This window comes from Streptomyces sp. NPDC043738 (assembly GCF_056436545.1).
In genome coordinates, this window is sequence record NZ_JBWKCJ010000016.1 from 1 (window position 1) to 15,713 (window position 15,713).

The following is a 15,713-nucleotide window of genomic DNA, read 5'->3' on the forward strand; positions in this document are numbered from 1 at the left end:
TAAGGGATGCGCCCCCGGCAGGCCGTATACGGCCTGCCGGGGGCGCATCCCTTAGGGACTGGGGGAGTTGGTGTGCCTCGGGCGCGACGGGGCGACTCGCCCTCGGCGCGCCCAAGGGCCGGCGCTCAGGGCCCGGCACTCAGGGCCCAGGGCGCAGAGCCCAGCCCCCAGTGCTCAGGAATTCTCCTTCGGCTGCACCGCGTTGCGCCACACCCGTACGTCGACGGTCATGTAGCTGCTGGGGTCCGACTTCGGCGCGTAGCCCTTGAAGGTGATCAGGGCGACATGGCCGTAGTCGGTGGTCAGGCACATCTGCGCACCCTTGGAGAGCTGCTTGGTCAGGATGGTCTCGGTGAACCGGGTCTCGCTGCGGCACGTCTCCAGCGAGCCCTCCTGGCCGGGGGTGAGCAGCACCAGCTTGCCGTTCTCGGTGGCGACCTGGTCGTCCGAGTAGCTGTTGTCGTCGTACGAGAAGTCGACGTCGGTGTCGGTGTCGGTGTTGGTCGGCTGCACCGGCTCGTCGGCCATCGACAGGTGGTACTCGTCGGGCAGGTTGATGCCCTTGTAGTCGACCGGAGTCGGGTCCTGCACGGGGGCGGCGGGGGTGTTGCCCTCTTCGCCACCGGGAGTCGCCGTCGGGTCCCCCGCGGGCGTCGGCGACGCGGCGCTGTTCTTGCCCTTCTTGCCGTCGACGGCCTGGTCGCCGGTCTTCTTGCCGTTGTCCTTCATGAAGGTGTAGACGACGCCGCCGCCGGCGCCCGCGAAGGCCAGCAGGCCGACCAGCACCAGCGCGGTGATCAGCCCCTTGCGCTTCTTCTTCAGCGGTTCGGGGGCCGGCGCCGCGGCGGCGGGGTAGGCGGCGGTGGGGCCGGTGGCCGTCGGAGCGGTGGCGGCCGGGCCGGCGTTCATCGGCGTGCCCTGCGCGGTGGCACCGACGGTCGGCGCGTAGGCCGCGGGCCCGAAGCCGGGGGGCGGGGTCTGCGGGTGGTTCAGCTCGGTGGCCACCGGCGGGACGGCCGGGGCCGGGGCGGACGGCGGCTGCGCGGGCTGGGTGGGCGGCTGTGCGGGCGCGGTCGGCGGCTGGGCCGGTGCGCCCGCGGTGGGCGCCTCCAGCGGGGGCGGCGGCGTCTGCGCGGGCGCCGGGGCCGCCGCACGCGTGGTGATGTCCGCGGCGACGGCGGTGGGCAGCCACTCCTCGGGGCGGCGCAGCTGCGTCTGGCCGGAGGCCGCCCCGCACAGCTCGATGACCTCCGCGACCGACGGCCGCTCCGAGGCGTCCTTGGCCAGGCATCGGGTGACCAACTCCCGCAGTTCCTCGGGCAGCCCGGTCAGGTCCGGCTCCTCGTGGACGATGCGGTAGAGCACCCCGTGCGAGGTGCCCTCGCCGAACGCCGGGGTGCCGATGGCCGCGTACGCCGCGACCTGGCCGAGCGCGAAGACGTCGGTGGCGGGGGTGATGGTGCTGCCCGCGGCCTGCTCGGGCGCCATGAAGGTGGGGGTGCCCACGGTGACGCCGCTGCTGGTCAGGGACGTGGCGTCGGCGGCGCGCGCGATGCCGAAGTCGATGACGCGCGGGCCGTCGCCGGCCAGCAGCACGTTGGACGGCTTCAGGTCCCGGTGCACGATGCCGGCGCCGTGGATGACCTGCAGCGCCTCGGCGATCCCGGCGACCAGCAGCAGCACGGTGGGGACCGGGAGCCGGCCGTGCTGGGCGACCGCCGCGGCCAGTGAGGGGCCGGGGACGTAGGCGGTGGCGAGCCAGGGACTGGGGCCCTCGGCGTCGCTGTCGATGACCGGCGCGGTGAACAGCCCCTGCACCCGCTGCGCGGACTGCACTTCCTGCTTGAAGCGGCGCCGGAACTCGTTGTCCTCGCTGAACTCGGGCCGGATCACCTTGATGGCCACCGGCCGGCCGCCGGGCGTGTAGGAGAGATAGACCTTGCCCATGCCGCCGGAGCCGAGCTTCGCCGTGAGGCGGTAGCCCGCGATCGACCGCGGGTCGTCGCCTTCCAGCGGCTGGAAGATCCCGGAAGAGCCCACACTGTTCACCACGACGTCCCCCGACTCAGAAGAATGGCTCCGCCCGCCAGATGAGCGGGGGGCCACGATGTCCGCAACGGGGCAGAACCTTATCCGGCCAGGCGCCGCACCGTGACATCGCCGGTGGGCGTACGTCACGCATGTCCGAAGAGCCGGTTTCGCGACCGGATCTGACTGCCTTTCCGGGCCGCCCCGCGCCCACCGGCGCACGCCCCGCGCGATGCCCGGGCGGCGACCTGACCATGCGTCAGCACGTGCGTTCCCACCGGCACCCGTTGGCATGGGCGCACGGGAACCCATGCGTACGCGGGGGCAGAGTGGAGCATTCTTCCCTCCAGGGAAATATCCGGCATATCACTGAATCGGAGAACGCCATGGAGCCCGACACCGGCCCCGGCACCGGTCCCGACCGCCGCGGCGACAGCGTCGTACAGCTCATCTGCCGCGCGTACGGACTGTCCGATGCGTCGGAGATCACCTTGGAGCACATACACCGTTACGTCGCCGAGCGGGGCCGCACGGAGGAGCGCACGCACCATCTGCGGGAGCGGTTCCGGCCGAACATCCCCCGCCCGCGGGCGTCCGACGACGCGGCCTGATCAACGGGCCGCGCCTGGAGGTGCCATGAGGTAAGCAGTCCCCATGGCACCGACACCACCCGCACCACCGACAGCACCGCCGACGTCCCCGGGAGGAACGGGCGACCCGGCAGCCCCGAGACGGCCCGAGGGGAGGGTGGCCGGCCTGCTGCTCGCCGCGGGCGGTGGGCGCCGCCTGGGGGGCCGGCCCAAAGCACTGCTCGACCACCGGGGACGGCCGCTGGTCGAACACGCCGCCCGCGTCCTGCGGGAAGGCGGCTGCGACCCGGTGCACATCGTGCTGGGCGCGGCCGCCGATTCGGTACGCGCGCGAGCCGATCTCGCGGCGTACGGCACCTCGGACAATCCGGACTGGGCGCAGGGCATGGGCTCCTCGCTCCGCGTGGGCCTCGCCGCGCTGGCCGGCTCGGGGGCCGACGCGGTCGTGGTGTCCCTGGTGGACCAGCCGGGCATCGGCGCCGCGGCGGTGGCGCGGGTACTGACCGCGTACGAGGGCCGCGACTCGCTCGCCTCCGCCGCGTACGACGGCCGCCGCGGCCATCCCGCTCTCTTCGGCGCCGACCGCTGGCCGGCCGTCGCGGCGAGCGCACAGGGCGATCGCGGCGCCCGCGCCTACCTCCAGGAGCACGCCGACGCCCTCACTCTGGTGGAGTGCGCCGACATCGCCGAGCCGTACGACATCGACACGCCGGAGGACCTGCACCGGCTGGAGTGAGGCACGGCCGGGCCGAAATGGGCCGGACAAGGGGCCGGGCGGCGGCGCCGGAGCGGCGGACTCGGCGTAATGGAGAGTGACCGAGGTGGCACCGAGAGCCAATCGATCACCACTTCTGTCGACCCTGAGAATCTCGACATCAACAAACCATTGAAGTTCCGCGATAAGGAAACTAGTCTCCACTGGTCAGAAGCGCCCTGAACCCAGACGGCGCCCGCGACCGCTTCTCGGAGCCCGCGGCACCCCGTGCCGCTCGACGCACCGGCGGCCGCCAGGCACCGCCGCTGAATGGAGTGACAGCTCATGTCCGCACCAGCGCCGTCCCCGCTGGCCATCGCCGAGGTCGACCCCGCCCACACCCCGGAACGGCAGGGTGAGGTCCTGACCGACGCCGCGCTCGCCTTCGTCGCCGAGCTTCACCGCCGGTTCACCCCGCGCCGCGACGAACTGCTCGCCCGCCGCGCCGAGCGCCGCGCCGAGATCGCCCGGACCAGCACGCTGGACTTCCTCCCGGAGACCGCGCAGATCCGCGCCGACGACAGCTGGCGGGTCGCCGAGGCGCCGGCCGCGCTCAACGACCGCCGGGTGGAGATCACCGGTCCCACCGACCGCAAGATGACCATCAACGCGCTCAATTCGGGTGCCAAGGTCTGGCTCGCCGACTTCGAGGACGCCTCCGCCCCCACCTGGGAAAACGTCGTCACGGGCCAGCTCAACCTGATCGACGCCTACGAGCGCCGGATCGACTTCACCGACCCCGACTCCGGCAAGTCCTACGCCCTCAAGCCCGCCGAGGAGATCGCGACCGTCGTGATGCGCCCGCGCGGCTGGCACCTGGAGGAGCGCCACCTGCAGTTCGAGGGCCGTCCGGTCCCCGGCGCCCTGGTCGACTTCGGCCTGTACTTCTTCCACAACGCCAAGCGGCTGCTCGCCCTCGGCAAGGGCCCGTACTTCTACCTCCCGAAGACCGAGTCGCACCTGGAGGCCCGCCTCTGGAACGACATCTTCGTCTTCGCGCAGGAGTACGTCGGCATTCCCCAGGGCACCGTCCGCGCCACGGTCCTGATCGAGACCATCACCGCGGCCTACGAGATGGAGGAGATCCTCTACGAGCTGCGCGACCACGCCTCGGGACTGAACGCCGGCCGCTGGGACTACCTGTTCTCCATCGTCAAGAACTTCCGCGACGGCGGTGCCAAGTTCGTCCTCCCCGACCGCAACGCGGTGACGATGACGGCGCCGTTCATGCGCGCCTACACCGAACTCCTGGTCCGCACCTGCCACAAGCGCGGTGCGCACGCGATCGGCGGCATGGCGGCCTTCATCCCCAACCGCCGTGACCCCGAGGCCAACGAGAAGGCCCTGGCCAAGGTCAAGAACGACAAGGACCGCGAGGCCGGCGACGGCTTCGACGGCTCCTGGGTCGCACACCCCGACCTGGTGCCGGTCGCCCGCGCCTCCTTCGACGCGGTGCTCGGCGACAAGCCGAACCAGAAGGACCGGCTGCGTGAGGACGTCTCCGTCGCCGCCGGGGACCTCATCGCGATCGACTCGCTCGACGCCAAGCCCACCTACCAGGGCCTGGTCGACGCCGTGCAGGTCGGCACCCGCTACATCGAGGCCTGGCTGCGCGGCCTGGGCGCCGTCGCCATCTTCGGCCTCATGGAGGACGCCGCCACCGCCGAGATCTCCCGCTCCCAGATCTGGCAGTGGGTGGACGCCGGCGTGGTCTTCGAGAACGGCGAGACGGCCACCGCGGACCTGGTCCGCAAGGTCGCCGCGGAGGAACTGGCCGCGATCCGCACCGAGACCGGCGAGGAAGCCTTCGCCGCCGGCAAGTGGCAGCAGGCCCACGACCTGCTGCTGAAGGTCTCCCTGGACGCGGACTACGCCGACTTCCTGACCCTCCCGGCGTACGAGCTGCTTCGCTGACGTCCGCCGAACCCGAAGGGCCCTTCCCTGCCGCCGTGTCGCGGTACGGAAGGGCCCTTCGGCGTCGGGCCGGACGCGGTCACTCGGGCCGGACAGCACCGCACGCTACTGTGTTCACAGTGAATCGGCACTACAAACATAGTAGGCACGGGCGCGACGAGGGAGGCATGCGCGGTGGCACGACGGCGGGAGCAGGTGCTGGACGCGGCGATCGGGGTCCTGGGGGGCGAGGGTGCGCGGCGGCTGACGTATCAGGCCGTGGACGTCGCGGCGGGCGTCCCGTCCGGCACCACGTCGAACTACTTCCGCAACCGGGCGGCACTGATCGACGGCCTCGTCGACCACCTGCAGACGCTGGAGCGCCGCGACTGGGAGGCCTTCGCCACCGGGGTCGCGCCCGCCGACATCGGTGAACTGGCCGACGCCGTCGCCCGGTTCCTGCGGTACGCGACCGGGCCCGGGCAGGCCAGGACCGCCGCCCGCTTCGCCCTCTACCTGGAGTCCACGGCCCGGCCCGAACTCCGCCCGGCGCTCACCCGCGGACGGGAGGCCGTCGTCAACTGGGGTGCGGACTGGCTGGAGCGCTTCGGTTCACCGATGCCGCGGCGGCACTGCGAGATCCTCTTCGACTACATGGACGGCGTCGTGTTCCACCAACTCGCCTTCCCGGTCGCGGACTTCGACCCGGGGCCGGGCACCCGTGAGCTGCTGGGAAGGCTGCTGGACTGAGCAACCGCGGTGCAGGGGGGGACGGGTTGGGCCGGTGCGTCTCCTTGCCCCCGCCCGGCCGACCGGCCCGTGCGGCCTCGGTCCGACGGGTATACGCCGCCCCCGGAGTCTGGTAGGAAAGCTTCCTAACGATTGGGGAATCCCCCACAGCTCGCTCCGAACCGGAGGACTGACTCCATGCGCACCCGATCGATAGGCACGGCCCTACCCAAGACCGCCACCCGCGTCGCCCTGGGCCTCGCCCTGCTCGCCGTACCCGCCACCGCCGTCGCCACGGCGGGCCCGGCGCAGCACCCGCGACCGGCCGCGACCGGCTCCGCGCCGCACACCGTGCGGGCCGCGACGGGCCTGGACGACCCGGCCAAGAAGGAGATCGCCATGCGGCTGGTCTCCAGTGCGGAGAACTCCTCGCTGGACTGGAAGGCCCAGTACAAGTACATCGAGGACATCGGCGACGGCCGCGGATACACCGGCGGCATCATCGGCTTCTGCTCCGGCACCCACGACATGCTCGAACTCGTCGAGCTCTACACCCAGCGCAAGCCCGGCAACGTCCTCGCCAAGTACCTCCCCGCGCTGCGCGAGGTGGACGGCAGCGACTCGCACGAGGGGCTGGACCCCGACTACCCCAAGGACTGGCGGAAGGCCGCCCAGGACCCCGCGTTCCAAAAGGCCCAGAACGACGAGCGGGACCGGGTCTACTTCAACCCCGCGGTCAAGCGGGGCAAGGCCGACGGCATCGGTGTGCTGGGCCAGTTCGCCTACTACGACGCGATCGTGATGCACGGCGACGGGGACGACCCGACGAGCTTCTCCGGCATCCGCAAGCGCGCACTGGCCAAGGCGAAGCCGCCGGCCCAGGGCGGCGACGAGAAGACCTACCTCAACGCCTTCCTCGACGCCCGGGTCTGGGCGATGAAGCAGGAGGAGGCGCACAGCGACACCAGCCGGGTCGACACCGCGCAGCGGGTGTTCCTCAAGAACGGCAACCTCGATCTGCACACTCCGCTGGACTGGAAGGTGTACGGGGAGAGCTTCCACATCGACTGACCCGCCGGCCGCGCCCCGGCCGCACCGGGGCGAATGCCCAACGGCCCGTAGGGGAGCAGCAGTTGCGCTCCCCTACGGGCCGTTGCCAGGCGCGGGAGGTGTCCGTACCCCGGTACCTCAGTGGGCGGGGGTGGCTGCCGGCTCGCCGCTGTCGTCCACGGCGCCGCGGTCGGGCTGCTGCGGGATGTGCGGGTCGACGGGTCCGTCATCGGCCGCCGACCCGGCCGTCCGCCCGTCGGCCGTCTCCCCGTCCGTCGTCGCCCCGTCCGGCTTTCCGCCGAAGTGGTTGAAGGCGAGGTTGAGGACGATGGCGACCAGACAGCCGGTGCTGATGCCGGAGTCCAGGACGACCAGCAGGTCCTTGGGGAGGTGGTGGTAGAAGTCCGGCGCGGCGATCGGGATCAGCCCGATGCCGACCGAGGCGGCCACGATCAGGGCGTTGTCGCCCTTCTCCATCGCGGCGGTGGCCAGCGTCTGGATGCCGCTGGCGGCCACCGAGCCGAAGAGCACGATGCCGGCGCCGCCCAGGACGGGCAGCGGGACCAGCGAGATGACCGAGGCGGCCACCGGGCACAGACCGAGCACGATCAGGATCAGACCGCTGGTGGCCACGACGTAGCGGCTGCGGACCTTGGTCATCGCGACCAGGCCGATGTTCTGCGCGAAGGCGCTGTTGGCGAAGCCGTTGAACAGCGGGCTGACGGCCGTGCCGAGGGTGTCGGCACGCAGTCCGCCCTCGATCGTGCGCTCGTCCGCCGGCCGGTCGACGATCTTGCCGAGGGCGAGCATGTCGGCGGTCGACTCGGTCATGCAGACCAGCATCACGATGCACATGGAGACGATCGCGGCGATCTCGAACTGCGGGGCGCCGAAGTGGAAGGGCGTCGGGAAGCCGATCAGATCCGCCTCGGCGAGGGCGGAGAAGTGGGTGATGCCGACGGGGATCGCTATCAGGGTGCCGGCTATCAGGCCGAGCAGGATGGCGATCTGCTGGAGGAAACCGCGCAGCACCCGGCGCAGCACCAGCACGATCAGGAAGGTCAGCGCGGCCATCCCGATGTTCGTCAGGGAACCGTAGTCGGGGGCCTGGGAGTTGCCTCCCTGGGACCAGTTGAACGCGACGGGCAGGAGCGAGACACCGATGAGGGTGATCACGGTGCCGGTGACCACCGGCGGGAAGAAGCGTACGAGCTTGGAGAAGTAGGGGGCGACGAGGAAGCCGAGCACACCGGCGACGATCACGGCACCGAAGATGATCGGCAGCGCGTTGTCGGGGCTCTGGGCCTTGCCGATGGCGACCATGGGGGTGACACCGGCGAACGAGACGCCGTTGACGAAGGGGAGCTTGGCGCCGACCTTCCAGAAGCCGAGGGTCTGCAGGAGGGTGGCGATGCCCGCGGTGAACAGGCTCGCGCCCATCAGGAACGCGGTCTCGGTGGCGCTCAGCCCGCAGGCCGGCCCCACGATCATCGGCGGGGCCACCACACCCGCGTACATCGCGGCCACGTGCTGCAGGCCGCTGGTGAACATCTTCAAGGGCGGGAGGGTCTCGTCGACCGGATGCTTCCGGTCCTCCTCCAGGGTCTGCCCGGGAGTTGCGGCCACTGCGGGCCTCCTTCGATTTCTGCGTCACCGGGGGCCGGCGAGGGCGAGGCTGTCACGGAGGTCTTGCCATGTGGTGCGTGGTACGAGAAGACGCCTGGTCAGCGATGCTGCGAAGGGCCGCGCTTGTGGCGCGTGGACGGCGGCGGGAAGGGCCGTCGGCCCGGGGGTGGGGATCGATCCCGCACCCCCGGGGTCCGGCGCTTGTGGATCCCGCTCGGATCCACAAGCCCGGCCGGGAGCCGTCCCTCCCGGCCGAGTCTGGGATGTGCGTCGGCCGCGTGTGCCGCGCCGCGGGGGTCAGCCCTCGGCGCTGATACGGGCCAGACGCTGCGCCTCGGCCCGCGTGGTGCGGGCGATGGCGTCCTCGTCGGCGTGCAGCAGACGGCCGTTCTCGACGACCGGCTTGCCGTTGACGAGCGAGAGCGTGACCGGAGCCGCGGCCCCGAACACCAGGGCGGTCACCGGGTCGGCGATGGAGGAGTGGGCGAGCGTGTCCAGCTTCCACAGCACCAGGTCGGCGAGCTTGCCCGGCTCCAGGGAGCCGATCTGGGTGGCGCGGCCGAGGACCTGCGCACCACCGTAGGTCCCCAGGCGCAGCGCCTGGCGGGCGTTGAGCGCGGCCTCGCGGTGCGCACCGAGGCGGTTGATCAGCAGCGCGTTGCGCAGCTCGGTGTGGAGTTCGCCGGACTCGTTGGAGGCGGTGCCGTCGACACCGAGGCCGACCGGGACACCGGCGGCGAGCATGTCGGGGACGCGGGCGATGCCGGCGGCCAGCCGCGCGTTGGACGACGGGCAGTGCGCGACACCGGTCTTCGTCCGGGCGAAGGCCGCGATGTCGGAGTCGTTCATGTGGACGCAGTGGGCCATCCACACGTCCTCGCCCAGCCAGCCGGTGGACTCGAAGTAGTCGGTCGGGCCCATGCCGAACAGCTCGTGGCAGAACTTCTCCTCCTCGACCGTCTCCGAGCCGTGCGTGTGCATCCGCACGCCGAGCCGGCGGGCGAGTTCCGCGCCCTGCCGGAGCAGCTCGGTGGAGATGGAGAAGGGCGAGCAGGGGGCGACCGCGACCTGGGTCATCGCGTCGAAGGAGGCGTCGTGGTGCTTGTTGACGGTCTCCTCCGTGCCGGCCAGCGCGCCTTCGAGGGTCTCCACGGCGAAGTCCGGCGGCAGACCGCCGTCCTTCTCGCTGCGGTCCATGGAACCACGGGCCAGGGTGAAGCGGACGCCCATGTCGGAGGCGGCCTTGATGATGGCACCGGAGAGGTCGCCGGAGCCCTTCGGGTAGACGTAGTGGTGGTCCATCGCGGTGGTGACACCGCCGCGGGCCATCATCGCCAGCGAGCCCTGCGCGGCCGAGTGCACCATCTGCTCGTCGATGCGCGCCCAGGTCGGGTAGAGCGCGACCAGCCAGTTGAAGAGGTTGTGGTCGGTGGCCAGCCCGCGGGTGATCCACTGGTAGAAGTGGTGGTGGGTGTTGACCAGGCCCGGGGTCACCAGGTGGCCGGTGGCGTCGATGCGACGGACCACGTTCTCCAGACCCTCGGGGGCCTTGCCGGCGCCGATCGACTCGATCTTGTTGTCGGCGACGACGAGGTACCCGGAGGCGTACTCGGTGTCCTGGGCGTCGACGGTCGCGATCGCACAGTTCTCGATGACGACGCGCTGGGCTGCCGATGGTGCCATCGTGCTTCCTCTTCTCTGTGGTGGCGATGTGGCTCCCCCTTGCTCGAACGAGACCGGGAGCTCGGGGGCGGGCACGGCAGGACCCTAGGGGGATTTGAGTGCCGGAGACTGTCTGGCGGTCCCCCCTGGACGAAGTCCTTGGGGGAGGCTCCGGGTGCCGAGATGGTGGAAGAACAGGTTGAGCAGCACCGCGACCAGGGCCCCGGCACTGATTCCGGAGCCGAGCACGGTCTGCGCCCAGGCCGGGAAGTCCGCGTAGAAGGTCGGCGCGGCCAGCGGGATGATGCCGGCGCCGAGCGACACGGCGACCAGGATGATGTTGGAGCTGTCGTCGAGCCCGGCCTCGGCGAGGGTACGGATGCCGCTGACCGCGATCGAGCCGAACAGGACGATACCCGCGCCGCCGAGGACCGGCATCGGCACCAGCGAGACCACGGCGCCCAGGACGGGGAAGGCGCCCAGGACCAGGAGCGTGGCGCCGGCGAGCGCGACGACGTAGCGGCTGCGCACCTTCGTCAGCGACACCACTCCGACGTTCTGCGCGAAGGCGCTGGTCGGGAAGCCGCCGAAGACGGGGCCGAGCAGGGTGGCGAGGCCGTCGGTGCGCAGTCCGCGGGTGAGGGTGGCGCTGGTGGTGGGGCGGTCGCAGATCTCACCGAGGGCGAGCATGCCGGCCGCCGACTCCGTCATCAGCACCAGCATCACCAGGCACAGCGAGAGGATCGCGGCCGGCTGGAACTCCGGTGCGCCGAAGGAGAACGGGGTGGGCAGTGCGGCGATCGGGGCCGAGCGCAGCCCGTCGAAGCTCGCCATCCCGAAGGGGACCGCGGCGACGGTGCCGACGACCAGGCCGATCAGCAGGGCGATCTGCTTGACGAAGCCCTGGGCGAAGCGCTGGACGAGCAGGATCACCACGAGGGTGAAGGCGGCGAGCGCCAGGTTCTGCATGGCGCCGAAGTCGGCGGCGTGCTCGTCGCCGCCCTGCGCCCAGCCGACCGGCACGGGCATCAGGGTGACCCCGATGAGGGTGATGACGACGCCGGTGACCAGCGGCGGGAAGAAGCGCAGCAGTCTGCCGAAGAACGGGCCGACCGCGAGGCAGAAGACCCCGGCGACCATGACCGCCCCGTAGACGGCGGGGAGTTGATGGCCCTTCGCGGTGGTCTCGGCGATGGCGAGCATCGGGGTGATGCCGGCGGAGCTGGCCGCGTTGACGAACGGCAGCCGGTTGCCGGCGAAGCGACGGATGCCGAGCGTCTGCAGGAGCGTGGCGAGCCCGGCGACGAGCAGGCCGGCGGCGATCAGCCGGGTGCGGCCCGCGGCGTCCAGGCCGACGGCCTGGCCGATGATGAGCGGAGGGGTGACGACACCGGCGTACATGGCAGCGATGTGCTGGAGCGCGGCAGGGACGAGCCGCTTGGCCGCCGGCTTCTCGTCCACCGGGTGGACCGGGGACGAAGGGTGGTGCGGGTCGTGCGATGGCTGTGCCATGGGTCGTTCCCCTCAGGATCCGCGTCCCCTCCCCGCTGTCGGGTGGGGAGGGGACGCGAGGCACGGCGTGGCGTCAAAGGCGCTCAGAGGTTCGTCAGATCCACCGGGATCCGGGCTTCGACACCGTCGCGCAGGACAGTGGCTTCGATCAGGCCGTACGGGCGGTCCGCCGCGTAGTAGACCTCGTTGTCGTTCTTGAGCCCGAACGGCTCCAGGTCCACCAGGAAGTGGTGCTTGTTCGGGAGGGAGAACCGCACCTCGTCGATCTCGGAGCGGTTGTTGATGATGCGCGAACCCATTTGGTACAGGGTCTGCTGGAGCGAGAGGCTGTAGGTCTCGGCGAAGGCGTGCAGCATGTGCTTCTTCACCTGCTCGTACGAACGCTCCCAGTTGGGCATCCGCTGCTCGTCCTCGGTCCAGTTGAACCGCCAGCGGGCGGACACCTGCGTGGCGAGGATGCGGTCGTAGGCCTCCTTCAGCGTCGTGTACTTGTCCTTGATGTAGCCCCAGAACTCCGAGTTGGTGGAGTTCATCACCACGAGGTCCTTCAGGCCGGAGATGACCTGCCACTGCTCACCGTCGTAGGTGATCTCGGTGAGCCGGGTCTCCTGGCCCTGGCGTACGAAGGAGTGCTTGACCTCGTCGGCGCCGATGAAGCGGGAGTTGGCGTCGGAGGTCTCGATCCGCTCCCAGGCGTACTCCTCGATGCGGATCCGGGCCCGCTTGATCGGCTCCTGGCTGGTGACGAAGTGTCGGGCCAGGTGGATGCCGAACTGCTCGGCCGACTCGATCCCGTACTCCTTGGCGAAGGCGTACACGGTGTTCTTGGTCGTGTCGGTGGGCAGGCAGTTGGCGTTGGAGCCGGAGAGGTGGACCTCCTCCAGGTCGCCGGAGAGGGCGACGGAGACGTTCAGGTCCTTGATGTGGTGGGTGTCGCCATCACGAGTGATCTTGACGACGCGGTTCTCCGCTTTGCCGTACTGGTTCTGGCCGAGAATCACCGGGCGGGCCGGGCGGGAATGGGCAGTCATGTCGGTGCTAGCTCCCTCGGTATACGGAGTAGCCGAACGGGTTGAGCAGCAGCGGTACGTGGTAGTGCTCGCCCGGCTTGACGGCAAAGGTGATTGCCACCTCCGGGAAGAAAGCTCCGCTGTCCCTTACGCGGGGGGCGTCCTGCTGTTCCTCGGCTTGCTGGTGTGTGCTGTGCTTGTCGGAAACGAAGTACTCCTCGACGGCGAAGTCGAGGCGTACGTGGGTGGTGCCCTCCGGCAGCGCCGGCAGGTCCTTGCAGCGCCCGTCCGCGTCGGTCTTGGACGCGCCGTGGGCGGTCCAGGAACCGTCGCCGGAACGCACCGAGAGCGTGAGGGCGACGCCCTCCGCGGGGCGGCCCACGCTGGTGTCCAGGATGTGCGTGGACACCGACGTCGGTGCAGCCGTCTCGCTGCTCATGCTGCGTCTCCTTCTGCGTGCTCCGCGATACGGGCCAGGCGAATCCGGTTGATCTTGCCGAGCTCCACGCGAACGATCTCTCGTTCCTGTTCCGGCGTGTTGTCGATCCGGTTACGGACCGCATCGCGCATCTGCTCTCCGGTACGGCCGGAGGCGCAGATCAGGAAGACATGGCCGAACTTCTCCTGGTAGGCCAGGTTGAGTTCGAGCATCTCCGCCTTGAGCTCGTCGGAGGCGCCGGCCATCCCGCTCTGCTCGCGGTTCGAGGTCGGGTCCCCCGGCTTCGGCCGGCCGATGGGCGGGTGCCCGGCCATCGCCTCGGCCAGGTCCTGTGCGGTCAGCTCGGCCATGGCGGCGTCGCTGGCGGCGAACAGGGCGTCGGTGGTGGCGTAGGGGCGCTGGGCGAGAACCTTGTCGCCCCATGCCCGGCTGGCACACACCTCGTGCAGTGCGGCCCGTGCCGCACTGTCGTCGGCGGTGTTGAACCGGGTGAGCCCCGGGGTCTTGCTCGAAGACACGGGAAGCCTCCGTGGCCTGGTGCTGGACAGCTCTGGTTGGCTGGAAACAGCTAAGACCCCCGGCAACATCACGTCAACACTTTGTTGAAAAGTCGGTGACACAAAAGCCGCCGTCCGGGGGATGCGGGACGGCGGCTTCGGCGGTCGGGGCGGTTCTTCGTCCGGATCGCCTCAGTCGGCGCCCTTCGCGGCATTCTCCCTGTTCAGATAGTTGTAGACGGTGAAGCGGCTGACGCCAAGGGCACCCGCGACCGTCTCGACCCCGTGCCGGACCGAGAAGGCGCCGCGGGTCTCCAGGATCCGCACCACCGACTGCTTGGTCTTGCGGTCCAGATCGGCCAGCGGCATGCCGTGCCGGCGCTCCAGCTCGGCCAGGATGTGGTCGAGCGAATCCGACAGGTGCGGAAGCCGCACGGCCACCCGGTCCTGCCCCTCCCAGGCCAGCACGACATCGTCGCCCTGGGCAAGGTCCGGCGCGACCATCTGTCCACCCATGGCGTCCACCAGCGGCTTGACCGCCTGGACGAACGGGTGGTCGGCGGGCTCGGTCACGTCGCGTCCCCCTCGCCCCGCCCGGCTTCCCCGATCACGTTGACCTGCAGGGAGACCCGGGTCGCGCCCGCCCGCAGGGTTTCGCGCAGCAGCGCGGACACCGCGCCGAGCACCTGATCGGCGTCGCCCTCGGCCGTATTGCCGAACGGACCGACGTCGACGGCGTCCAGCTCGGCGCCGGTGACGATGTCGCGCGCCACCACCGCGTGGTCCGGCGCCTCGTCCAGGTCGAACGGCTCCGTCGTGAACTCCACTCTCAATCGCACGCCGCTCAACCTACGCGCGGTTCGCCCCGGCCACCAGAAATTGCCCCGGGGCCCCCTTGACAGCCTCGGAACACGCCAGGCAATGTTCCATTACGCAGAAAAACAGTTCCACTATCCGGAAGGAGCGCCGGCCTTTATGGGTTTCACGGACACGCGCTTCAACGTCAATCTGTCGATCCTGTTCACCGAGCTTCCGTTGCTGGAGCGGCCGGCGGCCGCGCGGGCGGCGGGTTTCACGGCGGTGGAGCTGTGGTGGCCGTGGGTGGATGCCCCGGTTCCGGAGCAGGCGGAGCTGGATGCGTTGCGGGCGGCGTTGGAGGATGCCGGGACGCAGCTGGTGGGGCTGAACTTCTACGCCGGTCAGTTGCCGGGTCCCGACCGTGGTGCGCTGTCGGTGCCGGGTGAGGAGTCGGAGCGGTTCCGGGCCAATGTGCCGGTGGCGATCGCGTTTGCGACGTCGCTGGGGTGCACCACGTTCAACGCCCTGTACGGCAACCGCGTCGAGGGCGTGACGGCCGCGGAGCAGGACCGGCTGGCGCTGGAGAACCTGGTCTTCGCCGCCCGTGCGGTGGGGGAGGTGGGCGGGACGCTGCTGATCGAGGCGCTCAACGCGCCCGAGTCGCCCAAGTGCCCGATCGTCTCGGCTCCCAAGGCCATCGAGGTCGTGGACGCGGTGAACGCGGCGACGGGGCTGGACAACGCCCGGTTCCTGATGGATCTGTACCACCTGTCGATGAACGGCGAGGACCTGGACGAGGTCATCGACCGCTACACCGCCAAGACCGGGCATGTGCAGATCGCCGACAACCCCGGCCGCGGTGCCCCCGGCACCGGCGAACTCGACTTCGACGACCTGCTCGACCACCTGAGGAAGGCCGGCTACGACGGCCTGGTCGGCCTGGAGTACAAGCCGGGCGAGGGCCCCAGCGCCGGCGCCTTCGAGTGGCTGCCGGCCCCCCTGCGCGCGGCCACCCCCTCCTCCTGACGCCCCCGCTTTGTTGAAAGAGGCACATCAATGAGCAACCTCCCCAAGATCGCATGGATCGGGCTGGGCATCATGGGCTCGCCCATGGCCGAGAACCTG

General features: G+C 70.5%; 16 protein-coding genes. 7 read left to right on the forward strand and 9 right to left on the reverse strand.

What is annotated here, in order from left to right:
- Nucleotides 1-174: 174 nt before the first annotated feature.
- Nucleotides 175-2,052, reverse strand: coding sequence for a serine/threonine-protein kinase (locus tag AC0680_RS21180; protein WP_478630924.1), 1,878 nt, complete (start codon nucleotides 2,050-2,052; stop codon nucleotides 175-177).
- 362 nt (nucleotides 2,053-2,414) lie between these two features.
- Between AC0680_RS21180 and AC0680_RS21185 the strand changes: the two genes are divergently transcribed.
- From AC0680_RS21185 to AC0680_RS21205, 5 genes are all read left to right on the forward strand, one after another.
- Entirely contained in the window at nucleotides 2,415-2,639 is a 225-nt protein-coding gene (locus tag AC0680_RS21185) for a hypothetical protein (RefSeq protein ID WP_478630926.1), read from the forward strand.
- A 136-nt stretch (nucleotides 2,640-2,775) separates the two neighbouring features.
- The gene (locus AC0680_RS21190) at nucleotides 2,776-3,354 is read left to right on the forward strand and encodes a nucleotidyltransferase family protein (RefSeq protein ID WP_478630928.1); all 579 of its coding nucleotides are present in this window, start codon (nucleotides 2,776-2,778) and stop codon (nucleotides 3,352-3,354) included.
- Between the two features lie 303 nt (nucleotides 3,355-3,657).
- Entirely contained in the window at nucleotides 3,658-5,286 is a 1,629-nt protein-coding gene (gene aceB, locus AC0680_RS21195; protein WP_478630930.1) for a malate synthase A, read from the forward strand.
- Between the two features lie 174 nt (nucleotides 5,287-5,460).
- On the forward strand, nucleotides 5,461-6,015 hold the full coding sequence (locus tag AC0680_RS21200) for a TetR/AcrR family transcriptional regulator (RefSeq protein WP_478630932.1): 555 nt from the start codon (nucleotides 5,461-5,463) through the stop codon (nucleotides 6,013-6,015).
- A gap of 177 nt (nucleotides 6,016-6,192) precedes the next feature.
- Entirely contained in the window at nucleotides 6,193-7,065 is an 873-nt protein-coding gene (locus AC0680_RS21205) for a chitosanase (RefSeq protein ID WP_478630935.1), read from the forward strand.
- 117 nt (nucleotides 7,066-7,182) lie between these two features.
- Here AC0680_RS21205 and AC0680_RS21210 read toward each other — a convergent pair whose 3' ends face one another.
- From AC0680_RS21210 to AC0680_RS21245, 8 genes are all read right to left on the reverse strand, one after another.
- Nucleotides 7,183-8,670: a nucleobase:cation symporter-2 family protein gene (locus AC0680_RS21210; protein WP_478630938.1), complete on the reverse strand. Its 1,488-nt coding sequence runs from the start codon at nucleotides 8,668-8,670 to the stop codon at nucleotides 7,183-7,185.
- Nucleotides 8,671-8,967: 297 nt separating this feature from the next.
- A complete protein-coding gene (locus AC0680_RS21215; RefSeq protein WP_478630940.1) occupies nucleotides 8,968-10,353 on the reverse strand; it encodes an 8-oxoguanine deaminase in 1,386 nt (461 codons plus the stop codon).
- A gap of 84 nt (nucleotides 10,354-10,437) precedes the next feature.
- Complete coding sequence (locus AC0680_RS21220; RefSeq protein ID WP_478630943.1) at nucleotides 10,438-11,844, reverse strand: nucleobase:cation symporter-2 family protein; 1,407 nt, start codon at nucleotides 11,842-11,844, stop codon at nucleotides 10,438-10,440.
- An 83-nt stretch (nucleotides 11,845-11,927) separates the two neighbouring features.
- Entirely contained in the window at nucleotides 11,928-12,875 is a 948-nt protein-coding gene (gene pucL, locus AC0680_RS21225; RefSeq protein ID WP_478630946.1) for a factor-independent urate hydroxylase, read from the reverse strand.
- Between the two features lie 7 nt (nucleotides 12,876-12,882).
- On the reverse strand, nucleotides 12,883-13,293 hold the full coding sequence (uraH, locus tag AC0680_RS21230) for a hydroxyisourate hydrolase (protein ID WP_478630949.1): 411 nt from the start codon (nucleotides 13,291-13,293) through the stop codon (nucleotides 12,883-12,885).
- Nucleotides 13,290-13,811, reverse strand: a complete 522-nt coding sequence (gene uraD / locus AC0680_RS21235) for a 2-oxo-4-hydroxy-4-carboxy-5-ureidoimidazoline decarboxylase (RefSeq protein WP_478630952.1) — start codon at nucleotides 13,809-13,811, stop codon at nucleotides 13,290-13,292. The genes uraH and uraD overlap by 4 nt, the downstream gene beginning before the upstream one ends.
- A 171-nt stretch (nucleotides 13,812-13,982) precedes the next feature.
- Entirely contained in the window at nucleotides 13,983-14,363 is a 381-nt protein-coding gene (locus AC0680_RS21240; RefSeq protein WP_384442040.1) for a helix-turn-helix domain-containing protein, read from the reverse strand.
- Nucleotides 14,360-14,629, reverse strand: coding sequence for a YkoF family thiamine-binding protein (locus AC0680_RS21245; protein ID WP_478630955.1), 270 nt, complete (start codon nucleotides 14,627-14,629; stop codon nucleotides 14,360-14,362). Before AC0680_RS21245 ends, AC0680_RS21240 begins: the two co-directional genes overlap by 4 nt.
- Nucleotides 14,630-14,765: 136 nt before the next feature.
- On the opposite strand from AC0680_RS21245, the gene AC0680_RS21250 reads away from it, so the two are divergent.
- Both AC0680_RS21250 and AC0680_RS21255 read left to right on the forward strand, forming a co-directional pair.
- Nucleotides 14,766-15,614, forward strand: a complete 849-nt coding sequence (locus AC0680_RS21250; protein WP_478630958.1) for a TIM barrel protein — start codon at nucleotides 14,766-14,768, stop codon at nucleotides 15,612-15,614.
- A gap of 30 nt (nucleotides 15,615-15,644) precedes the next feature.
- Nucleotides 15,645-15,713 (forward strand): NAD(P)-binding domain-containing protein (locus AC0680_RS21255; RefSeq protein WP_478631273.1); only part of this gene is annotated, 69 nt, incomplete at its 3' end.